Origin of the sequence: Spiroplasma sp. hyd1 (assembly GCF_016082235.1) — a bacterium.
GTDB lineage: Bacteria > Bacillota_I > Bacilli_A > Mycoplasmatales > Mycoplasmataceae > Spiroplasma > Spiroplasma poulsonii.
Window position 1 is genome coordinate 1 of record NZ_JXYY01000076.1, and the last position, 3,865, is coordinate 3,865.

Genomic DNA, 3,865 nt, shown 5'->3' on the forward strand with positions numbered 1-3,865 from the left:
GTATGCTTGCTTTTGCCGCCAATATGTAGGGTTGGTTCATATTGTATCTAATTTAACGGTATTTTTTGAAAACGTATCAGAATGTTTAATATCACATTTTAATAAATATTGAGTAAGATTATCATTTTTTAATCATTCCAAAATGGTTTCTGTAACATCATTATTTTTTACATTATTTAGTAAAATCTTAATATTTGGTGGTTGTTTATTAATAATTTTAGCAATATGATTTAAAGTATTTTTTAAATCTAACACCCCTTTATAACAACCACCATCATCAGTTAATGGTGCAATTATTAAATCAGATAACATCAAAAAACTAATTGCTAGTTCTTGTATTGTTGGTGGGTAATCAATCAAAATATAATCATAACTATCAAATATTTTTTCATTAATTTCATAAATTAAATCAGAAAATAAATATTTATCTTTTTCACTTTTATAAAAAGTATTTATTAAAGTTGTTGTTGAATTTATTTCTTCTCCGCCAACAATAATATCAATGTTTTTATATTTTGTTGATTGAATAATTTTATCAATAGTTATTAAACTTGGGTTTGTAATTAAAGGTATAATATTTTTTTTATAATCATAATTATTGTTAGAAAAATTAGATGATAAGGTTGCTTGCGGGTCAAGGTCAATCAATAAGACTTTTGCCCCATCAATAGCTAATTTATAGGCAACATTTTTGCATAATGTCGTTTTGCCTACCCCACCTTTTTTTACTGCAAAACTAATCATCTTCATTTTTACTATTCTCCAATCTATCAAAATAATCTCTTAAAATATTATTCATAAGAGTTGTGTTTGTTCACTGTTTTTGTTTTGCTAAATTTCTAAATTTTTGTACTAATTCCACATCGCATAGCATCCTTGGCATAACATTAATTTCATCCATTTTTTTAAATTCTTTAACATTTTTAAAACTAGAATTATTTTTGTATATATCATTATTATTTATAGTTTCCTTTATTAATTTATTTACTTTATTAGGCATACTGTTCCCTTTCTATACTATTAATACTATATTTAGTATTAATAGTATTATACAATAAAGTTAATCAAAATCAAGTCTTTATATATCTATACTATTAATACTATATTTAGTATTAATAGTATTATACAATAAAGTTAATCAAAATCAAGTCTTTATTACCATTTACCCGCGAAAACAACACTCAATGCGCCACAAACGACAATTGCAAAACAAGCAAGAAAAAACCCTTATTTTATAAGGGTTTTTTCTTGGGATTATGTTAAAATATTCGGTTGAAGTTGTTCTAAGTATTTTACAAGAATACTAATCAATTTCTTATCTTTTTGTAGTAAACCGTTGATAATTTGCAAATTATCAACTTCATATTTTAGAGAAATTACAGCATTTCAATCAAAGCCAAACATCACATATCACCTTCGTTTTTAGTAATTATATCTCAAACTGGGCTCGCGGTGATTTCCATAAGTTTTTTGAAAAATGCCTTAAAGTTTAAAAAAACTTTTGCCGCGCTTTTCAAAATCCTTGGGAAAAATTCTAAGCGTTAAGCGAAGAATTTTATAAAGGTTCCAAAATTTGTTTGAAATAATTTCAAAATATTTTTTAACTTGTAAGTCATTTTATCACAAAAATTTAAGAAAATCAACCGCTCGCCCAAAATTGAATTTGATATAAAAATTAATAAAATCAAGAAAAATTTTTTGTTCTTTTTAATATTTTTGATGCTATAATCAATTTGCCTAAATATAAATTTGGGTTATTAGCAAAGTAAAATAAAAAATGAAAATACAACTCACAAAAATTTATATTTTCATAATTATAAATTAACAAAATAATACTGTTTTGTCAAATTGTATTTTGAAAACTAATAAATTTTCACTTTTGTTGAAAATTTATTTTAATTAAATTTATTTTGTAACAGAATGAAAAGGAAATATACAAAATGAAAAAACTTTTAGGATTATTAGGAACAATTATGATAACTGGAAATGTAATACCTTCAGTGATTGCGGTTAGTCCTTATGAAAAACAACAAAAATTAAATAATAAATTTAATTATCAACAAACAAATAATTTAGAAAAATTAATTAGAAATAAAAGACAAAATGATGATGAATTTGAAAAATCTATTTATACAAACAATGTAATTGGAGAAGTAAAAGAAAGCAGTATGTTATTTTTTAAAAAATTTAAATGTTTTTTTATAAAATTAACACCTATTTTTTGAAGAGAAATTATTAATTTATATAATAGCAGTTATAACGAAGAAGATTTTTCAACAAGATTCAGAAATAAAATAGAAAATGAATTTCCAAATTTTATCAAAAACAACAAACATATAAATTTTAAAGAAGAATATTCTATTTTAGAATCAACAAAAACAAAATATAGTTTAAGTTTTAATGAATTAGGTCGTATGTTATACAATAATTTTCAAAAAATAAATAGTAAATGAGAAAACAGTGACAAAACAAGAAGAATACGAATTTTATTTAAAATTGAACCATATGATATTATTGTTGGCGGGAGTAATTCTAATAGTAATTTCATATACAAAGATGTTTTACGTGAGTTAGAATTTGAAATGCGCCGTAGCTTTTACACGACAGTACTAGATATTTATTATTTTTCTTCAAATATTGAAGATGATAATGATGATAAATATGAAGAAGTTTATGTTAGCAGTAATTATGATGATAATAATATAATAAATACATTAAAAAATGATTTTAAAGATTTTAATAAAAAAGAAATAATTTTAGAAATAATTGATAATGAAGATGATAAATCAATCCTTGATGCTCTTCAAAATCAATATCCAAAATTAAAAATATCAGAATTAAATGTTTTTGAAAAAACTTTATATTCTCATTTTACAAAAAATTCTTCCGCTAAAATAAAGATTAAAATTGATAGCAAAAGTGGTTATCCAAAAATTATTTTAAAACCTATGTTGTATTTTATTTCAAAAAAAACATTAAAAGAACTTGAAGATAAAATTAAAAATGATTCAATGTACAAAAAATGAGAATCTCATTTAAAAGATTATGTTGATAATCTTCCTAAAAAATTAAAAATTATAGATAGTAGTAACGAAAACCAAAAATGAATCTATAGAAATCAAGAAAAAGAAATATTAAAAAGCTATATAAGAGATTTTGATGGACTTTTAAGAATAATAGAACTTGAATGAAAAATACAAGAATTAAGTATTAATATAATTAAAGAAATTCAAGAAATTAAAAATGATCTTTATGATTTAAAAAATATAGTACAGAATATAGAAAAAGAAATTTTCGAAATTAATAACCCTGGCACAGATTTATCTCTTTCTCCAAGCGATTGATTTTCTCTTTATTCAGTCTTATTAGATAAAATTGCTGATAAAGTTGATTACCCTGGTTTTTCATTAATTTATGAAATGTCAAAAAATATATTTTCAATTTTATTAACAAATATTAAAATTAATAATATTTCTTTTGAATCAGAGTATCCTTCTTTGAATAAAAAAGAAAATAACACTAGTTTAGAAAAAATTAATTCATTAATTCAAAAATTTAATAATATAGATATTAGCAATAAAAATAATTTACCCTTTAAAATAAATATTCAATCTTTATTAAATTATGATAGTTATGATGTTCTTCACGATGGTAGTTGTTTGTTTTGATCTGTAGCAACAGCTTATTTATTACCAGTAAGAAATAATAATGAAGAATTTAGAGCGCGATTTATTCAATTATTTGGTGAACGAGAATTACAAAATTTATTATATGTTCAAAATTTATTACAACAGTTTGATTTGACAAATCATATTTCTAGACAAGATTGATATCAAAATCAAACAGCAAATAATTTAGTAACAAG

Annotated in this window: 4 protein-coding genes; 1 reads left to right on the forward strand and 3 read right to left on the reverse strand. The window is 22.0% G+C overall.

All coding sequences use genetic code 4. The annotated features are described in order from the left end of the window. The 3 genes from TS70_RS06015 to TS70_RS06025 form a co-directional block, all read right to left on the reverse strand. A partial coding sequence (locus TS70_RS06015; protein WP_198049706.1) for a ParA family protein occupies nucleotides 1-750 on the reverse strand: 750 nt, incomplete at its 3' end. Beyond that, nucleotides 737-1,000: a hypothetical protein gene (locus TS70_RS06020; protein WP_198049707.1), complete on the reverse strand. Its 264-nt coding sequence runs from the start codon at nucleotides 998-1,000 to the stop codon at nucleotides 737-739. The genes TS70_RS06015 and TS70_RS06020, both read right to left, overlap by 14 nt. 254 nt (nucleotides 1,001-1,254) lie before the next feature. Continuing rightward, the gene (locus TS70_RS06025) at nucleotides 1,255-1,404 is read right to left on the reverse strand and encodes a hypothetical protein (protein ID WP_198049708.1); all 150 of its coding nucleotides are present in this window, start codon (nucleotides 1,402-1,404) and stop codon (nucleotides 1,255-1,257) included. A gap of 536 nt (nucleotides 1,405-1,940) precedes the next feature. Between TS70_RS06025 and TS70_RS06030 the strand changes: the two genes are divergently transcribed. Continuing rightward, a partial coding sequence (locus TS70_RS06030) for a hypothetical protein (RefSeq protein WP_198049709.1) occupies nucleotides 1,941-3,865 on the forward strand: 1,925 nt, incomplete at its 3' end.